The sequence below is a fragment of the Vibrio sp. 2096 genome, assembly GCF_033339595.1.
Lineage (GTDB): Bacteria > Pseudomonadota > Gammaproteobacteria > Enterobacterales > Vibrionaceae > Vibrio > Vibrio alginolyticus.
This window is the reverse complement of record NZ_JAWOUX010000002.1, coordinates 386479-403549: the sequence shown is the minus strand read 5'-3', so window position 1 is coordinate 403549 and position 17071 is coordinate 386479. Positions and strand designations below refer to the sequence as shown.

The window sequence follows — 17071 nt, the reverse complement described above, 5'->3', positions numbered from 1 at the left end:
ATCTCAGGATAGTCTGCCGAGTTCGCAGAGCGTCTCACCTTTCTTGCACGAGATTATAAGTAACTCGTTGAAATCCGCTACAATAGCTTAGACTATGTTCCCATATAGGAGAAAAGATATGGATAACAACACCTGCGCAATCATCGCCGGTGCAACTGGCTTAGTAGGCTCAAAAGTCATTGCAAACCTCATAAATCAATCAGGTGTTGGAACATTATATTATCTTTCTCGCCGCCCACTCGATGGCGTCCTAGATGTGGACAACAAGCTTATTCCTCTCATTGATGCAGACCTTTCTATCCACCAATGGGATGAGAACCAACCAACACCAACCATCGGCTTTATCTGTTTAGGCACGACCCTTAAGCAAGCAGGCAGTAAGGATAATTTACGTAGAGTAGATGTTGATCTGGTGTGTAAAGTCGCCCAACAGATGAAAACGATCAGAGTCAAACGCCTTGCGGTTGTTTCTAGCCTTGGTGCAAATAGTAAATCACCATCCCATTACTTAGCCTGTAAAGGACAAATGGAACAAAGAATCGAAGCTATGGGTTTTGAGGAAATCGTGTTTGTTCGCCCAGGCCCGCTTGTTGGTCAACGTCAAAACCCAAGAACGGACGAGAAGTTAGTGCAAACTCTGTTTAAGGTAATTCGCCCACTCATGCTTGGCAAACTGTCCAACTTCTTACCTATTCGAGCGGAAGATGTCGCCAAAGCGATGATTTATCAACTTTTCAGTTATCAAGAAGACTCGGTGGTTTACTTACAAAGGAAAGAAATGCGTGACTTACTGCATCACTACGAATAACCATTTTGTACAATTAACGTGCTAATTCACACTCTCATGCGACTTAGATCTCGTTTTTATATTCATTTTAGATCTAGCTAATACCCGTTTGTCATTTTTAAAGTTATATCACGAGCGTTATCTTACGCTCCATAAATAAATCCGTATAAAACCCCGTATAAAAAACAACCGCCACTTCGGCTGGTTGATAAGGTCAAATTATGAATTTTGCAGTGATAGCCTCTCTAGCCGTCTTTGTTGGCATATTGTTCTTTCTATTTAATCAACAACAAAAGAAACACACTCTTTCACGTCTCGTTTTGATCGGTCTTGTTACCGGTTCTCTTTTTGGTCTTGCTTTGCAACTCATTCACGGTGAAGGCAACAGCGCTATTGCTCAAACACTTGAATGGGTAGGCATTGTAGGCAGTGGCTACGTTGGTCTACTGAAAATGGTCATCATGCCACTAGTATTGGTATCGATGATCTCTGCAGTTGTTAAATTGGAGAAAGGTGGATCATTAGGTAAAATTTCTGGCCTGACCATCTCTGTTCTTCTAGTAACGACTGCAATTGCTGCACTTATCGGTATCTTGGTGACAACGACATTTGGCCTTTCAGCAGAAGGTTTAACTGAAGGCGCGCGTGAAACCGCTCGTATCGCCGTTTTAGAAAGCCGTGCTGGTACAGTAAGTGACCTAACTATTCCTCAAATGCTAGTTAGCTTCATTCCAACCAACCCATTTGCTGATCTAACAGGTGCTCGCTCGACATCAATTATCGCTGTTGTGATTTTCGGCGTGTTAACTGGTATCGCCGCTCGTAAAGTGATGATGGAAAAAGCAGAGTTGGAATCACCTATTCGTACTTTCGTAGAAGCAGCTCAGTCAATCGTTATGCGATTAGTGAAGATGATCATGGCGCTAACGCCATACGGCATCGCAGCACTGATGGCAAAAGTGGTAGCGACATCAAGCGCAGGCGACATCTTAAACCTACTTGGCTTCATTGTGGCGTCTTATGTTGCTATCGCACTGATGTTTGTTGTTCACGGTGTATTAGTCTCTTTTGTCGGCGTTAGCCCTGCGGAATACTTTAAGAAAATCTGGCCTGTACTGACCTTCGCGTTTACATCTCGTAGCTCAGCAGCAACGATCCCACTAAACGTAGAAGCGCAAATCACCAAGCTTAACGTTCCACCAGCGATTGCAAACCTATCAGCATCGTTTGGTGCCACTATCGGCCAAAACGGCTGTGCGGGTATCTATCCTGCAATGCTTGCAGTGATGGTAGCTCCGACAATGGGTATCAACCCTCTGGATCTTCACTTTATCCTGTCATTGATTGCGATTATCACCATCAGCTCATTTGGTATTGCAGGTGTCGGCGGCGGTGCGACGTTTGCAGCCTTGATTGTTCTTCCTGCAATGGGCTTACCTGTGACCATCGCGGCGCTGCTTATCTCTATTGAACCATTGATTGACATGGCACGTACCGCACTAAACGTTTCAGGCTCAATGACTGCGGGTACAATTGCTAGCCGAGTGCTGAAGTCACCAGAAAGTGAAGCAACATTGGAAGAAACACGAGCATAGAACTCAAATTCCTTCCAAAGCGATAAAACATAAAATATCAAGCCGATGGTTCGCCATCGGCTTTTTTCATTTTCACAAATTCAACTTGCATCTTTCGTTGCTAGTCAAGGCGTTGAATGGTCTAATACTGTCATCGGTTTTGTAAACGGTAAGCAGAATGCACCAAGATAATCAGCCCACTTTTTTCTTCTTTGATTATGCTCAGAAAAACATAACCATATAATTAAAAAGAAAATTTAAGAAATAAATTCAAAAACAAGACACAATTAAGACGCAACGTTAAAGGCAAAATTCAAGATATTTTTCCCTGAAAGAAGCAGTTCTAATCACAAAATGCTTTTGCTCTCCTCCCCTTCAACCTTCTTAATATCCACTTAAAACAGTCCACATTCGATAGATTTTTATACGCAATTAGAGTCACAAAATATAGCTCCATATAGTGACAAGATTGATTGAACCTAATAACTTGTAAAATCTGTATAAATCAGGTTGGACTATTAATATGAAACGGCTTTTTGCCCTCACTTTAGCGACCACTGCGTTAGCTGGCTGTACTTCTACGGCAAACTTTACAAAAACGGCTCCATCAAGAATAGAAAGTATAGATTCTCGAAGCTATGAGGTTGGAGTAGAAACAAAAGCATACGTCGGTGAAGAGATTCTTACGCGAAAAGCTTATAAGACATTGGTTGAGCCAAATGCTTACCAAGCTAAGCAAGAATTCGTTCTATCTGGGGGCTTATCAAGTGTAGCAGTTAGGCTTGATGGGAAAAAAGGCGACATCTACGAGATTGTCGGTAGCAATGAAAAAGGAAATGATCTCGTCATGATTCCGGGTAGTCACCTGATGTTTGGGATCGATAATAAAGGACATTGGGACAATACTGTCGTTTCAGGTAGCTATTGGACCTCTCCGGTTGGTAGTGGGTCTCAATATGCAATGGAACCAGCTAACGCGATGTTCGAGAAGCATGATAAACGGACACCATTGGAAGAATATGGTTACGTGAACCATGAGTTGATATTTACAGGCCTCAGCGAAAGCGGAATTAATGTCTTATACCGAGAATATACTTTTAACAACCATGCTAGGTCCGCCTTTACGCAAGAATTGATTTATCCGAAGAGTACAAAAACGATTCGATTCAGAAATTATCAGTTATCAATAGATTCCGTTACGTCAGAGTCTATCGTTTATACAATCACAAATGATTAAAGTAAGCCCCATAATGGGGCTTTAACTAAGCCGCTTTGGGATATCCCTGTTCGTCGGGTTCGTTGTCATCATCCTCATACACACGCACATCATAGTTCACCGCTTTAACGCTGCACTTCTCAGTGCCTTGTGGCGTCACATCATTAATGAGCGCTGGATAACACCACTTATCCGCAGGCCCAAACAGCCACAATGGTGGTTCCATTTCGCCGTCTAGTGAGGGCGTAAAGCCCAAGTTACTGGTGATGATGACTTCGTTAGGATGACTCCCTTTGGTGCAAGCATGCGGCCCTGATGCCCTACCATCGGGTTTTCGGACGGTGATGTGATGCACTCCGCTTTCCCATTCCAGTGGCAAGTCCAGCCATAGGTGCGTCTTGCCGTTCTGAGTGCTAAACCCTTCTAACCTGCCGCTTTGCGCGTAACCTGGCACATCGTCACCCAAAGCAACGTAATCGAGGTAGTTAGAGTTAAAGGCATCCATCTCGGTTTGGAATGAATACTGAAAACGTCGGTAGCGCTTCTTACGTCGCACTCGCATACCAAACTGCCACGCCTTGGTTGGGTCGGTCACACCAAACGCTCTGACTTTCTCAGGCTTGATTCCGAGGTCACCAGGCAGCAAGCACATTATGGTTTCCGGTTTCCATGTAAAAGTGGAGAAGTATTCCACCTCCACACCGTCGGGCTCTTCTTCGCGGATAAAGCTGCCTGAGCGCTCCAAGCCTTTACCGAGCATGTTGTCCGGTTGGTACTGAAAATCAAAAGTGGTTCTTGGCTCATCCCGAACTGGAATGATTTGACCGTATTTGAGCGTTGGCTCGGAATAACCGACGAGCAAGACTTTCTTCAATACCTCGAACAAGGTGCTGCTGTCGGTGAATACTGCGTCGAACGTATCCCCTCTGGCTTTCCAAACCTCATGCAAACGCAGCAACTCATAATGACCGATGTGAACATCACTCAATCCACTATCAAGAATGATGTAGCGGATAGCCGGTGCTATGTCTCGGGTCGGGTAAAGCTCTTGCGTCCAACCTCCTAGCCCATCTGGAATTTGCAGTTTACGGGTTGGCACCACGCCCAGCTTATTCTCCGCGCTACGCGAGAGCGAGTTACTGCCACGGATTTTGAACGCGATGGTGGTGAAGTCGTCATACTTGGTGTTGCTATCAAGTCGCGCTTTCAAGCGGCGGTACTCGATGCGATCCAAATACTTGAGGTCTTTATTGTCGTTGGTGATGCGATACACGCGCACTTCAGGACGAACTTTACGACCTAAGTCTATTTCGACAGTTTCCGCAAGCTGATCGCGAGTGCCGTCTCGGCGCTCGTACTTGACCTGGTTCCACTCGGTTTCTCCCTCTCCGCGCCATTCAATCATGGCCTCGACAGTGAGCGCGTTGGTGTCGCCGTTCTTGTTCACGTATCCAAGGCCGTCAGGGTGTTTGAAGTCGATGTAAATCTTATCGGCCACCTCTGAGGCTGGGCAGGCAAAGTGTGGGCCTGCAGGCTTACCAGGCAGTGCCACTTCGGTTTCAAGCGTCCACCCTTTGTTCTCGCCTTGATGCGTGAAAACATCCCACCACACCTGCGCCTTCGTCCCTTCGGGATACAGCCTATCGACTCGGCCCTTCGGGTTGTTCGCTTCACGGATGATATAGCGGCCATCGTCCGTGCCGTGAAACTTGATGGGATGATGGCGCGTTTCTGACGGTACGGTGTCCACCGTTATCCAGTAGCCCTCACCATTAAGGATTCGCAGCGCATAGAACGTCTCGCCATTGACCTCGAACGTCTGCTTAATGTCCACCATACCCACGGAATATTCCACCACGGGGTCGGCTTCATGTGGGACGTAATAGTTGGTCGGGTATTCAACATAATCACCTTGATTACAATTGTGTAAATCAGGGTCACGCGACCAAAAGTTAAGAATGTCTGCCCCATTTTCGTTTCGCCAGCCACCATCACCACTTGCTTCGGTGATCTCACGAATACCAGGCGAACCGGATATTTTGATGATGTGGCCAGCTTCCCATTCAACAGGCCAGTATTCTGTGGCGAGTCCATCTACATTGCTCACCACACCGAGCGTATCGTCCACCACATTGACTTGGCTCGGAGTGATGGAGTTAATCGGCCCTTCTAGCTCGATCCCTGCCGTGGAAGACGTCGAACCGACCTCGCGTGAGGTGTAAATGTTTTCGTGCGCTGGGTGGCTAGTCACGTCCTCCCCTGGTGCAAACACTTGATAACTGATGTCCCCTGCGTATTTCGACACAGGCGTGTCACTGATGGTGATGTCGTCACCCGTAAGCTCAAACTCGCCATTGCCAATGGCGGTCATCATGAGCAAGTACTCTTCATCTTCTGAGAAATACCAATGCGGCTCACTGATGATGTCAGGGAAGGTTTTGTGGCGTCCAAACAGCTCAGGGATGATCCCCATCAATCGCACTCGGTTGCCTTGTGCGTTGGCTTCATAAATCGGACTGCCTTCTGGCATGGTTTTTTGGAAGTTGTCAGGGATTTGGTTCATGGCGTAGATGGCCGCGCCAGCCGCCACCACCGCGATCACCGCATAAGCGATACTTGCAGGGTCTTTCGGCTCGGCAACCAACTCCACTAAGTCACCGTCTTGCCAAACATAATCAAACCAATCTGAGGAAGTGCGCTGTTTTTTATTCACAAAATAAGAAAACGGCGGCGTTTCTGATACGTAGTAACCTTTGATGTTCGCAGCCATCCAATCATTGAGCGTTTGCCCAGGTTTGATTGGAGTAAACTCGCACTTACTACGATTGAGCTTGTTGGGATAAACAGCTAGTACAGTCATGTTCGATGTAGTACCTCGTAATTAGTGACATACGCTCAAAATCAGACAGGCTACAGAGCCAAGGTCGGCCCATTTTTCGCCCTGTTTGAGCCACTTTCAGCCCGTTTTCATTCACCACGACACCCACGTGCACCAAAGTATCTTCAATCAGGTGGCATGCGATTGCGCCGTCTATCGGGGCGGTTTCAACATACCCACCCACCAATTGGTGATAGGCGTCGGTCATGCCTGCTTTGTCGTCTGGGTCCACGGTCCCAAAACTGTCCAATAGGGGTAAGCCGTGATGATGGTGGCGAACAAAACGAACAAAGCCCCAACAATCCAGACCATGCTCGTCACGACCATGGTCAAGATAAGGCACCGCCATTAACTCATTTAAAGTCATTAGTTCCCCTGGTACTTGAGTCCTTTGGTGATTGTTGGCGTGTAGCGGCGTTTCGGCCATGCTCGGTTCACCAAGTCATGAAACGACGCGACAACGCCAACGGTTTGGATGTTGTCTTTTTCACTGACCGCCGTCAGCGTGAGGGGTGGCTCGGCAGGTGCCGAGACATGGGGATACAAGTAAAAGCGATACGTGATGGTCACTTTGCTGCCATCTTCCATGGCTTTATCAATAAAGCGACGGGCCTCGCCCGTCACGTTATCAATCTGGAATTGCAGGTTCTGTTTCCCTTTGACGCTTTTACCCGGTAATGACACACCGAACGCCGACGCTCGAAAGAAGGTCTCTACCCCTGTTTCTAGCCCAAGATAAATGCCTTCCACACCGTCGACTTCAAGATGATAGAAACCGTCAGCCAGACGAATGACCGATTCCGGCTCGCCTTTCTGATACGCATCTTCATTTTTGATTTCTATGGTGTGGATGGGGATTTTATCAACAGGAGCAGAGGCGTAATAAACCTCTATAGCTTTCATTAAATTACCTTACGTAAATACTCGGTAAACGCTTGACCAAACAACGAATACCCCGTTGCGGAAGGATGGCAATCATCATTAGACCAAGTTTCCGCCGTTTTCTTGACTAGGATTTGGGCACCTGCAGGCGGCACATCCCTGGTAAAAACGACTTTGAATTGGTCATACACCCATGTGTAATTATTCATGGTCAAGTCACTATCAGGGTCACTCCAACCGCGACGTGCGCCACCTATAACATAACAACCGTCAAGATAGCGTTCGATGCCATTTACCACGACTGACCAGCCTCGCATCGTCCAGTAGTTTTTCACCTCTCGACCATCGGAGAAATACAAAGGAAACTCAGATGAGCCATCCCCTGTTTCACCACCATTAGCGGTTATATAAACCTGCTGGTCAGCGGTTGTATTTTCAGACCACTCACGCGTCACCTTGTAGTAGTCAATAAAATCGACCCCAAGGTTTTTAGCCAAGTACTTACCGTAATCGGTATACCCTTCCAAACGACGAGTCCGCATATTCGGAACACCGCACGTACCCAGGCTTAAAAGGGCATTTGGATTTGCATCTCTTAGCATGTTAATGACCGATTCGACATTCGCTCCCCATTGTTTTAATGATCGAACTTGGATTGTTTCAATCTCAGACAATGAGTCCATTTTCCAACCGAAGTCACTCACTCTAAGCTCTGGTCCCCATTCAATGCGACGTGACACCGCATCCCAACTTTTGACCAAACGAACCGCCATCGAACGGTTATCACCTTTCCAGCGACCAAATGTCACAACATCGCCAGGATGAATGTCGCCAATCATCGTGGTGTCATGATTCAAGATTATATGGAACGGCCCAATTTCTTGGTAAGTGATCCGAGAATCAGAAACCAAATAGGTACCATCAGGGTTCTTTTGAATGTCTTGCAGCCAAATCAATGAATCGACGTTAGCAAGCTGTTCCTGCGTCAGAGTTTTATCCATCCAACATAGGTATTCATTCGTCCCCCAGTCATCATTGGTGCATGACTCCATTGATATATGAGTCGGCTTCCATTGACTGACTTTATAGTGACTTTTCAAACTGGCATAAGACGAAATAAAGTTGCTCGCCTTAAAGCCTCCAATACCCGCATTCATGATGTGGTGCATTTTGTTCGTTACAAAATTCAAATAGAGCCGAGAGGATAAAGGATTGCTCACTCGTGGATCTGAGCCAATGATGACCAATTTAACGTTGAGCGTTTGTACCGTTGGGAATTTTGCGCTAACAATTGCGCGATCATCCGTATAACGAAAATCCAGACCTGATGATAGGCTTACTGGATTTGCTGGATCATACGCGACATTTCCATCACCATAGGTTGATTCAATACCGCTGCCTAAGCTCTTGCCAAGATTACCCACGGTCGAGCGCATCGGTTTAATGGTTTCTCCATGATCAAACGTACATTCAATGACCGCGCCTTGGGTTTGATTGGTTTTGAATGTCAACCAATGTGTGACTTCATGCTCATAGCCAGACTCTTTGGTGCGGCGCACAATCATGTATTCCCAACCGTCCGGCCAACTGCCACCATAACCACCGCTGTTAATACCTCCGGTCAACACTTGACCATTGCGCTTAACTTGGTGGTTAAAGGTAAAGGGTACTTCAAGATCCCAAGAGCGCGTCGAGCCATCGGCATTCCACGACTTAGCGACGCCTTCCGAAAAAGGCTCTTCGTTGTAGGTAGAAAAGCGTTCACATAGCTTGTCATTCACCCAAAGCTCAACGATAGCAGCGTGTTCATTCCCTCGCTCTTTACACAAAGCAAGGCTTACTTCATCACCAAAGAGCGTGAATTCAGTAGTACTGTCCTTACCCTCTAAATAGGCGACAGAACCTTTGTATTGCATTGGCTCGGAAAGGCGGACAGCATAACCAAGCTGTTCTCCCAAAATGGTGGTCGAAACATCATTTCGCAGATAGTCTTCAATCGCACCAACATAAGAGCTTTCGCCAACATACCCTGCTCCCCAAGTAATGGAACTCCCCATACATGCCAAACGGATCGCGTTCCTTACTACTAGTGGTTTGGTTTCCACTTCAAGGTTCGGCAGCATATCTGGAATGGCTCGAACCTCAACATAGTCAGGGTTAAGTAGCAATCTAGGATCGTTGGTATTTTCCACCGTGCCATCCAACATGCTGGTCATATCAACCCACAGCTTCCCACTGACTTTACTGCCTACTGGCTTGAGCTCAAACACCGTCTCCCCATTAGCATTTGGCTCACTCACACGCCCAGAAGCAACAATACGGCGCTCATTATTGAAAACATCAATTTTGGTTCCGTAAGAGGTTGAGTTTTTGGTGATAATACCAATCCCATACGTCATGCCTTCTTGGGTTCCTGTTAGATAGAACCCTTTAATATAACTCGACAATAAAGCAGCAGAGGAATCCCAACTTGGATGCTTTGTAGCAGATGTAGCCAACCATTGTGCAACATGGAACTCTTTTTCATGGTCTTTAACTTTTCGCTCCGCCGCTGTTTCACCGACGTTATTGGTGCGTAAATGAATTGGCGCGTCGCTTGGAATGCCATTAATTAAAGTGCCAGTTTGGTTGATAGACGACCAATCAATCAACATACTGATGATCGCGGGACGATCTTTCCAGATGCCTTTAATCGTGACTTCTGTGACACCCGTTTTTTCTGCGACACCACCCCATTTGCCGATGGTTGTTGTCTCATCGGATATCCAAATGCTGTCACCATGCTCTGCTGGCGCTTTAGTGAAAACTTGAACTCTGAGCTTATCGACGGTTAAACCAGGCTCTGCCACATCGATGTTCACCGACAAGATGCTCTTGGCTACTTCCGTATAAGCTGTTTGGTTCAAGTTTGACGTAAACGTATTGACCATTGGAAAGTCATTAGCCAGCCACAGCAAACGGGAAAGCTCGGCAAAGCCTTCGTTAGCAGAGAGATAAAGCCTTGCTTCGTTAGTATTCCATAGAATACTTGGGAGGTTGGTTTCTGCACGAATGGCGTCCGTGTCAACTAACACACGAATAACACCACCAGGACCATGACATTCATACTGATAGTATCGACCGGATAACGAAGGTGAACTCCCTAATGTCGTTTCGTATACCTCATCCAAGTCGTTTTTGATCACCATCCGGTTGCCATACACGTCATCATCGACCGTGAAAATAGACAAGCGGTATCGATGTTTAACGTGCTGAAGTGAGAAAGTGTGACAGATGAAGTGCTTCATCCACTTTCTATCTAGATGCTCTGTTGGTTTATAAATAGAGAGATTTGGTTCCAAACAACCTCGCATCAAATCCAATTTGTGATTGGTACTACGGGTTTCAACACTGTATTGCAACCAAGCATTAGAAAAACCTAAAGCAGCTTCCCCTCCATTCCAAATCAATCCATCCGGTAACTCTCGGTAATCAATCAATACCTCAATGAGTTGGTCATAACTAGTTGACGTATTTAATCGAATCCAAACAGGGCCGCTCTCCCAACCTTGTGGTCGAACTTCCCCTCCGAAGCGATAAATCGTTCCTGACTCATCACGAATGTAGAAACGGTCCTTAAATGCCGCGTCATTACTCGCCATGATCCATAAATAATGCGCTTCGTTCGGATTAACGAGGTTATTAGCTTTAACGTCTTTGATTGCTCTAACAATAGCTTGGCGATTGACATCATACTCGTTGTTTGTTGGACCTAAATCGTGGTACCACATATTAGCTTGGCTATCACGTAAACGGGATACGGTCAGATACAGGTCATAATCAGAACGCTCCCACTCAGTACCATTCCAACCGTAAAGACCGTTATTTTCACCATCTCGCCACACTTCTGCCAGTAATGTGCCTTGTGGGGGTGCGCCTGCCGTAATTAAATCGGCTTTCGTTTGATACGCCAAACGCCCCGTTAATTGAGCGTTAATAGCAGAGAAAGCATCACTGATAGCTTTGGAAATAACAGGTTTAACTTCACCATCAATGATCACCGTTTCGGTGCGACCTCCTTTGAGGATTTTATTAAGTAAATCAATGTTCTTTTTTAATTCAGCGATTAACTGAAAAAAATTATTGCTATCGGTCATTGCTTCCAGCTCTCTGTGTAATAGCGTGCCATATCGGTACCTGATACAAATTCATCCAACGTATGCGGAGTCAGAATTTGGCCAACGGTGATTTCTTCGCTTTGGATTGGGTATTGGCGAATTTCACATTTCACGGTGTAGTAAAACTTGCCACCTTTTTGCTTGGCGTCTTTGAGTGGGTGGTCTTTCATTTTGATTTGCAGGGGAACCACGCCCAGCTCGGTGCGTTGGTTTAAGGTAAACCAACGAATGCCGCCACTGAGTGCATGGTCTACCCAACCAAGAAACGCCGCTGCTTTATCCTTTGGCATCCGAAACACTAAGGTTTGGAATGTCGGCACGATGACATGCCGACGACGGTCCCGAGTACGCCCTGTCGACATTTCCGTGGAAATACGATTGGACATCTGTTCGATTTTGTCGGGAAACTGAGGATGTGGCAGGTAGCTTGGGTACATCATTGTCATGAGTGCTTATACTCCCACTGGCTTGAGGTCAAAGCGCTGCGCGATCCCTTGAGACATTGGTCCGTCAGAATCGAGGTCTTCCAAAAAGACATCGGTGATGTTTTCACCATTGTCACCTTGGCGCTCTCTCACTTTCGCTCCCTCTGGTGCGCCGTAAATGTTCACCACGTTACGACCTCCAACGGCCAACCCTGCCTTGGCTGAATCCAGGCTTAGATCATTCATCGCGAACTTCTGACGCTGCATGGCCATGATGGCGCTATACATTTGGTCGATTCGGTTCGCGGATTCGTTGGTGTAAACGCGCTCACCTGCTTTCAGCGTCCAGTCGGATTCCATTCGGCCACCCAACATCGGCACTTCGGATATCCCGTTGTGCGCCATGTTCGATACTGAATCGACTTTGCTGGCCATGGAAATACCAAAGCCCATAGCCGTGCCTGCCGCTGCCGCAGCAAGACCAGGACCGACATAAGGAATGCCAACTAAAGATTTGTATGCCGCTGACGCTGATTCGTAAGCGTTAAGCATGATTTGGACACGCGCTGCGGTTTTACCAATACGAGCGGCGTTTTTATTTTCACTGCTTTGCAGCTCGGAGATTTGACCGAGGAAGTTGCTCATGCCTCGAACGCGTTCTTGCATCAAGCGCTCTTCACGATACGCCCGTTTTTCAGCTTCGATTTTGGCCTTTTCGGTTTTGGCTTCTTCACTCTTAGCAAAAGACTCGATTGATGCTTCCAAAGCATCATCTTCTAAATCTTTACGCGTCTTTTCTGCATTTAGATAGAACTCTGTCTCACGGTCACGATACTCAGTTTTTAGCGCTTCCAAGGTATCAAATCCACGACGCTTTAACTCTTGCTCGGACACCTGCATTTCTTCGATGTCACGCAAGCGTTGCTCATGCGCTAAGATGAGTTTTTCACGCTCACTCGCGTACTGCATATCAAGCGACGCTAGGCGCGATGCGCCAGAGGCTTGCGCTTTACCAACGCTAGGATCGTCTTTTAAAGTCCGAATGGGCGGTTGTGGCTTGGTGGTGTCATCACCCGTACCATCACGGTTAAAACCAAGCTCTTGGTCTTCATATTGGCGCTGATACTTATCAACGGTATTGATGAGCGCTTCATACTCTGCAGCGAGCTTGGCAACTTTGGACTCTTGAGCGCTAACTCTTTCACTAAAGCGCGAGTTAGCCATACGTGCTTGAACTTCAACATTGCCTTCAGCACTTCTTTCTGTTGCCTGCAAGCCCTCTAAAGCTTTCTGCGCTCTCTCAAGCTCTATCTTGACGGTTCTCGCTTCGTCGCGAGCATCACCAAGTTTCTTCAGTAAGCCATTTTTAGTTTTAGGGCTATCGCTCATGCTGTCGAACAGAGCGCCCCAATAATCAACTGAGACGACGAGCTGATCGGTAAACCAATCTATCTGTTCACTAGCGCCCAATACACCATTAGCAAAAGAACGTTGAAGTTTAAGACCAACATCTGTGAGCTTTTGGTCCATCTCTTTGAATTTCTCAATGTCATATTCCGACATGGAGACGTTCAAGTCGTCGTATTTTTTGGTCAACTCAAAGAGCTTTTGACCTTGATTGTCGAGCAATGGCATCAAGGCCGAAGCATCGTTAGCGATACTCTCCAGATAAAATATCTGGCTTTTCATTGGAACGTTGGCTTGGTCCATCGCCGTTTTGATGGCAATCAACGCATCGGGACCCGACAGCTCTTGCAGCTTCTCAATGGTCAGTCCGACTGTTGGCGCGATGTTCTCCATGAAGTCAGCAAATTCACCACCTTCATTTTCGGTAAAGTCGCCCAGCTTATCGTTCACGTCCTTGAGAATATCAGCCATGTTTTCGCCGCTGATATTGTATTGCTCAGAGGCATACGCCAAGGCTTGTATTTGCTGGACCGATACCTGAGCAACGGTGGCCATCTTTTCGATTTCGCGCGCTTGTTGCGCCTGCTGCGTAATGAGGTAAGCCGTGGCACCTGTGACGGCACCAATGCCTGCCGAGACATAACCTGCAGCATCTAACACGCCGCGACCTGCGTTTTTGGCGCGGTCTGCGGTTTGCTCTAAAGAGCGGCTTAATGATAGGTTTGAGTCGTTCGCCGCTTTGGCTTCTTTGGTGTAGCCGCGCAGCATCTTTTTGGCGTAATCCACATCTTTCTGAAACTTGGCGGTTTCAGTATTGAAGCGGATATTAAAATCAGCTATCTGGGCACTCAAGGCGAACTCCTCCTGCCGACGCGCTCAACGCCATCAGCTCTTCGTCGGTGTATTCTTTGGATTCTTCTTCGGGATGTTCTAGGGTTGGCAGGAAGTCTTGGTAGCTTCTAAGGGCGCTGTCGTCCTTGCAGCCTGCGGCCATGGCCGTGACATTCCAGTTTGAAGAACAGGTCACGGCAAAGCGCAGATTGTCCATCTGGTGCTTAAAGCCGTGTTTTGAAAAGTATTCACGCCACTCCACAACGGCTTCGCCGCTAATGGAAGCCAACAAGGTGCGCCAACAGACTTGCCCGAACTCTCGGGCAAGGTCCATGGCAAACTCAATTTCATCCCGAATTAGACTTTTGGGTCGGTGGGTTCCTGAGTTGTAGTTTCTTCCGTTGTGGTGGTTTCAGTGGTAGTGGTGGAATCCGAGCCATCTGATGGGACCGCTTCTTCTTGCTCAGGCACTGGCAAGCCGGAAAAAGAGGCGATTTCATAGTGAAGCGTTTCAACCTGTTGAGGTGTCATCATCGACATGATCTGCTTATGTCGCTCTTCAATATCGTCCACGCCATCACGGTAGCCATACGCCACCAATCGAGCTTGTACCAGAAAATTGATGCGGAACCATTTTTGAGTGTACTTGTTCAATTCGGCTAGATACTTGTCCTGTTCTACCTCGCTCGCATCAGAACTTGGCTTAAACGGGCGGTCAGGCTCAGGAATATTAGAGCAGAACTCCATGAAGTCTAAACGTTCCAAACCGGATAACTGAGTGATAGTGACACTCAGTTCATCAACGGGAACCGTTTTCGTTTTCAAAAAAACCTGTGTCATGATTATGCTCCAGCATTAGCTTGTTCAGCCAATAGCATTTCAGCTAGTTTAGGCTTGCCAACATTTTTGAACTTGACTGAGCGAGTGATCTTCTCTTTAATCGTCACCGCTTTACCCAATGAGTTGATGTAGCCAGAATACGCATCTACCGTGCCATTCGGGTATTTAGCGCGATACTCGGTCACTAACCCTTTATCTACATCATCAATGAGCTGCTGTTGGCCAGGTTCACCTGGTTTCCAATCTAGTGTTAGGTTGGTTTCACCTGCCGACTTTTGACCCGGTGTGGTTTTTGCCCACTCTGAATCAGGATCGTCTAGGTGGTTATCGTCTTCGTCTTCAACGGTGATTTCGCCTGGTTGAAGCTCTTTAACGCCGCCTAACTTGTCCCATTTGTCGTCATTAAGGTAATCTGCAGGCGTTTGCAGTTCTTGGTTGTCTTTCAATCGCCAGAACGTAGTGCCAGCGCCTTTGATTGCTTGAGTTGGGTCCGACATGATTAAACCTCTTCGGTGTATTCAATAGTAAATGTTAAAACCGAGGAACCCCATGGGGCCCCCTCTTCGCGTACATAAGAAAAACCAGAACGATTACACAGACTGAGCAAACCATTAGCGGTGTAGTGACGGTCAATTACGCCCCGAACTTTCTCACTAAAGGTATCGAGGTCGTCATCCAGTTGATTGGTGGCCAAGTCCATAATCTCTACAGCAAGTATCGAGCTCCATTCCTCTTCATCAAAACCTTGCCCAGTGGATTCACCATCTAGCAAGTAGACCGAAATGGCTGGAACTTCGAGGTATCCTGTCTCACCGTCATCACTGGCTGTAACTGGCTCACCTCGGCCAGAAAAATAAGCAGCGATAAGGGGTTGCCCTTCACTGTCAATGAGTGCTTTTTCCAAGTCAGAAATAACCTGTTTTCGAATTTGTTTGTTAATTTCCACGCCCTACCTCTCTGCGGATTACAAGCCTGATTTGCTGCCCCATGGCATAAGAAAGCTCTTTCGGCATATCTGTCTTCATGAGCTTTTTGCTATTTGTTTCAAAGGCAGTGGTGATTTCGTTTTTGATGGGAATAGCGCACATCTTGATGGGGTAGCGTGCATCACTAGTACGCTGCATGATATGCCACTTTCCATTCTCCAATTTCTGAAGAAAGGCATTGTCAAACTTATGCTTACCCACTTTTATGGACGTAAAGCCGGATACTTCACGCTTGGTATAACGACCATCCCTGCCACGGGTTGCGCTTTGCACCTGGTAGCGCCCTTTTTTGCGGCGGATTTGAGTACGGGCTTCCCCTATGTGAATGGCTGGTATGTCATTGCGCCTGACTCTCACGTAGGCAACAGGCTGCGTTGGAGATGCCTTTTTGGATACTCTGGCATAGCGTCTGATGACTTTTTGCTGAACCTTAACCACCTTAGAGGTTTCTTTCACTGAGTGACTAATAGCCCGACTGGCGATCCGATTAATGGCCATTGAACTGGCACGAGGTACCGCTTTTTCGTCTAAAGCACTGAGGTTCTTTACTGCAGTTGCCAACTGGCGGTCTAGTTCATTCATTTCAGATCAAAACTAATTAAGCCATCATGGTACTCGGGCACATCAGCAACCACATGGCTTCGGCCTTTATAGGTAACTTTGTCACCTTTGCGAACCTTCACACCTGATGAGCCAGAGATAGACAAACGGGTCACATTGGCAGCCATCATCCCAAATTGATCTTGTGATGTATTTGGAACCACTTTTGCAGACTGACCCGCAATGGTGGCTGACTCTCCGAATGCGCTAAATAAAGCAGCATCCATTTCAGCCACAGATTGAGACCAATTACTCATCTTCGTCCTCTTCGACTTCAAGATCGTCTTCTGGTATCCAGACTGCTTTCTTTTGGCCAACCAGAGAACGGGCTTCAGACGGTGTAATGTCGCAGCCTTGCCCCACTTCAAGTGCAGTTTCAGGCTTCAATAATTGACCGCGACAACGAAATGGTTGTGTAACTAAAATTGCTTTGACTGACATTTGTTTCTCCAAATAAAAAGCCACTCGATTGAGTGGCTTAGCTAGTA

The 17071-nt window shown here is 46.9% G+C and carries 16 protein-coding genes; 3 read left to right on the top strand and 13 right to left on the bottom strand.

What is annotated here, in order from left to right:
• Positions 1-118 precede the first annotated feature (118 nt).
• The 3 genes from R7Q41_RS05130 (at position 119) to R7Q41_RS05120 (ending at position 3598) form a co-directional block, all read left to right on the top strand.
• On the top strand, positions 119-808 hold the full coding sequence (locus R7Q41_RS05130) for an NAD(P)H-binding protein (protein WP_213969528.1): 690 nt from the start codon (positions 119-121) through the stop codon (positions 806-808).
• 200 nt (positions 809-1008) lie between these two features.
• Positions 1009-2382, top strand: a complete 1374-nt coding sequence (locus R7Q41_RS05125) for an L-cystine transporter (RefSeq protein WP_005377885.1) — start codon at positions 1009-1011, stop codon at positions 2380-2382.
• A gap of 502 nt (positions 2383-2884) precedes the next feature.
• On the top strand, positions 2885-3598 hold the full coding sequence (locus tag R7Q41_RS05120) for a hypothetical protein (RefSeq protein ID WP_025766776.1): 714 nt from the start codon (positions 2885-2887) through the stop codon (positions 3596-3598).
• Positions 3599-3623: 25 nt separating this feature from the next.
• On the opposite strand, the gene R7Q41_RS05115 is transcribed toward R7Q41_RS05120, so the two are convergent.
• From R7Q41_RS05115 to R7Q41_RS05055, 13 genes are read right to left on the bottom strand one after another with little or no spacing between them, the layout of a single operon-like run.
• The gene (locus tag R7Q41_RS05115) at positions 3624-6437 is read right to left on the bottom strand and encodes a host specificity factor TipJ family phage tail protein (RefSeq protein WP_318144395.1); all 2814 of its coding nucleotides are present in this window, start codon (positions 6435-6437) and stop codon (positions 3624-3626) included.
• Entirely contained in the window at positions 6397-6822 is a 426-nt protein-coding gene (locus tag R7Q41_RS05110; protein ID WP_318144394.1) for a phage tail protein, read from the bottom strand. Before R7Q41_RS05110 ends, R7Q41_RS05115 begins: the two co-directional genes overlap by 41 nt.
• On the bottom strand, positions 6822-7358 hold the full coding sequence (locus R7Q41_RS05105) for a DUF1833 family protein (protein WP_005376972.1): 537 nt from the start codon (positions 7356-7358) through the stop codon (positions 6822-6824). The genes R7Q41_RS05110 and R7Q41_RS05105 overlap by 1 nt, the downstream gene beginning before the upstream one ends.
• Positions 7358-11473 (bottom strand): hypothetical protein, encoded by a 4116-nt coding sequence (locus tag R7Q41_RS05100; RefSeq protein WP_318144393.1) that lies wholly within the window; start codon positions 11471-11473, stop codon positions 7358-7360. The genes R7Q41_RS05105 and R7Q41_RS05100 overlap by 1 nt, the downstream gene beginning before the upstream one ends.
• On the bottom strand, positions 11470-11940 hold the full coding sequence (locus R7Q41_RS05095; protein WP_318144392.1) for a hypothetical protein: 471 nt from the start codon (positions 11938-11940) through the stop codon (positions 11470-11472). Before R7Q41_RS05095 ends, R7Q41_RS05100 begins: the two co-directional genes overlap by 4 nt.
• A gap of 6 nt (positions 11941-11946) precedes the next feature.
• Positions 11947-14178, bottom strand: coding sequence for a hypothetical protein (locus R7Q41_RS05090; RefSeq protein WP_318144391.1), 2232 nt, complete (start codon positions 14176-14178; stop codon positions 11947-11949).
• On the bottom strand, positions 14159-14491 hold the full coding sequence (locus tag R7Q41_RS05085) for a phage tail assembly protein T (protein WP_005376966.1): 333 nt from the start codon (positions 14489-14491) through the stop codon (positions 14159-14161). The genes R7Q41_RS05090 and R7Q41_RS05085 overlap by 20 nt, the downstream gene beginning before the upstream one ends.
• Positions 14492-14514: 23 nt before the next feature.
• Positions 14515-14997, bottom strand: coding sequence for a phage minor tail protein G (locus R7Q41_RS05080; RefSeq protein WP_193273658.1), 483 nt, complete (start codon positions 14995-14997; stop codon positions 14515-14517).
• Positions 14998-14999: 2 nt separating this feature from the next.
• Positions 15000-15494 (bottom strand): phage tail tube protein, encoded by a 495-nt coding sequence (locus R7Q41_RS05075; protein ID WP_193273657.1) that lies wholly within the window; start codon positions 15492-15494, stop codon positions 15000-15002.
• Between the two features lie 2 nt (positions 15495-15496).
• Positions 15497-15943, bottom strand: coding sequence for a phage tail terminator protein (gene gpU, locus R7Q41_RS05070; protein WP_318144390.1), 447 nt, complete (start codon positions 15941-15943; stop codon positions 15497-15499).
• On the bottom strand, positions 15933-16565 hold the full coding sequence (locus tag R7Q41_RS05065; protein ID WP_318144389.1) for a phage tail protein: 633 nt from the start codon (positions 16563-16565) through the stop codon (positions 15933-15935). Before R7Q41_RS05065 ends, gpU begins: the two co-directional genes overlap by 11 nt.
• Positions 16562-16840, bottom strand: a complete 279-nt coding sequence (locus R7Q41_RS05060; protein ID WP_025766788.1) for an ATP-binding sugar transporter from pro-phage family protein — start codon at positions 16838-16840, stop codon at positions 16562-16564. The genes R7Q41_RS05065 and R7Q41_RS05060 overlap by 4 nt, the downstream gene beginning before the upstream one ends.
• Positions 16833-17024 (bottom strand): hypothetical protein, encoded by a 192-nt coding sequence (locus R7Q41_RS05055; protein ID WP_025632827.1) that lies wholly within the window; start codon positions 17022-17024, stop codon positions 16833-16835. Before R7Q41_RS05055 ends, R7Q41_RS05060 begins: the two co-directional genes overlap by 8 nt.
• Positions 17025-17071: the final 47 nt, after the last annotated feature.